This window comes from Natrinema soli (assembly GCF_028618695.1).
Genome location: NZ_JAQIVI010000189.1, coordinates 1 through 1,212, shown reverse-complemented (window position 1 = coordinate 1,212; position 1,212 = coordinate 1). Strand labels below are relative to the sequence as shown.

Genomic DNA, 1,212 nt, shown 5'->3' with positions numbered 1-1,212 from the left:
CGGGCGTCCCGTTCGCCGGCGAGGGTGGCAGCGACGGTGACGGCGGGCTGCGACGGATGCTCGAGCGGCTGGGCCTCTGTGCCGTCGACTCGCCCGCGGACGAACCCGAACTCGAGAACGTCTACCTGACGAACCTGACCCGCTGTCGCGACCCCGATCGTCGGCCGACCGACGAGGAGGTCGGCAACTGCGAACCCTATCTCAACGCCGAAATCCGGATGATCAACCCCGAAATACTCGTCCCCGTCGGCGAGCGCGCGCTGGCGGAACTCGGGGTGGAGTACACGACGACCCCGGCCGACGAACTCGCGCTCCCCGACGATCACGCGACGCGGATTCGCGGTCGCGGCTTCGAACTGGTCCCGATGATCGATCCGCGCGAGCAGACCGACGAGCAGACGCAGGCGTGGCTCGAGGTTTTTGCGGAACTGATGGCTTCGGACTATCGGCAGACGAAAGGGCGGCAGGGACGATAAGCACGGAGACGGGAGCGATACGACAGGGGCGGAGAACGGTATGACAAGAACGGCAGAAACGAACCGGAAGCGCGCTATCAGCGCCGACGGCCTCAGTTACCAGTAGGGATTTTCGCGCCAGCGTCTCGAGCCGACGGCCTCAGTTACCAGTAGGGATTTTCGCGCCAGCGTCTCGAGCCGACGGCCTCAGTTACCAGTAGGGATTTTCGCGCCAGCGTCTCGAGCCGACGCCCAGGGAGATTAGCGCCCCCACGGCGAGGACGGCGACGACGAGCGCACCGATCGTCGATGCGAAGTGCTGGCCGGTAGTGTTAGTCAGGTAGCCGTTTCCGAATCCGACGAGGCCGAGGACTGCCAGCGCCGCGATCACGAGCGTCGCGAAGAGTCCGGCGATCGATCGTTCGTCCATACCGGGTCGAAAACGCTCCGACACTATAATTCGTCTCCATTGCGGAGCCGACTTCGGATGTGCGATCGACGGAAGCGCCGCGTTCAAGGACCGCGCGACCGGAGTACGTCACATGATAGTCGTCGTCCCGGTCGATCCGCCGCGAGAGGGGCTCGTCCTCTCGTCGCTCGTCGAGGAGTCGCCGCTTTCCGACGCCGAGGCGGTCTCGCTCTACGAGGCCGCCGTCGCCGATGTCTGCTGGAGCGTCACCTCGAGCGGCGGCGACCTCCTGCTCAACTACCGCGACGAAGCGACCCTTCCCGAGGCGCACGCGGGCGGCGATCCCGA

2 protein-coding genes and 1 pseudogene are annotated in these 1,212 nt (G+C 65.9%); 2 read left to right on the top strand and 1 reads right to left on the bottom strand.

The features are described from left to right. The coding region (locus PGX04_RS12470; protein WP_273738805.1) for a uracil-DNA glycosylase family protein at nucleotides 1-476 on the top strand (476 nt) is incomplete at its 5' end. A gap of 190 nt (nucleotides 477-666) precedes the next feature. On the opposite strand, the gene PGX04_RS12465 is transcribed toward PGX04_RS12470, so the two are convergent. Next, nucleotides 667-885, bottom strand: a complete 219-nt coding sequence (locus PGX04_RS12465) for a hypothetical protein (protein WP_273738804.1) — start codon at nucleotides 883-885, stop codon at nucleotides 667-669. 112 nt (nucleotides 886-997) lie between these two features. On the opposite strand from PGX04_RS12465, the pseudogene PGX04_RS12460 reads away from it, so the two are divergent. Further along, nucleotides 998-1,212: pseudogene (locus tag PGX04_RS12460) on the top strand (hypothetical protein); the annotation flags it as partial.

Bases quoted from the DNA above. Each gene is read 5' to 3' on its own strand.
- PGX04_RS12465 (WP_273738804.1), bottom strand. From the start codon at position 885: ATGGACGAACGATCGATCGCCGGACTCTTCGCGACGCTCGTGATCGCG.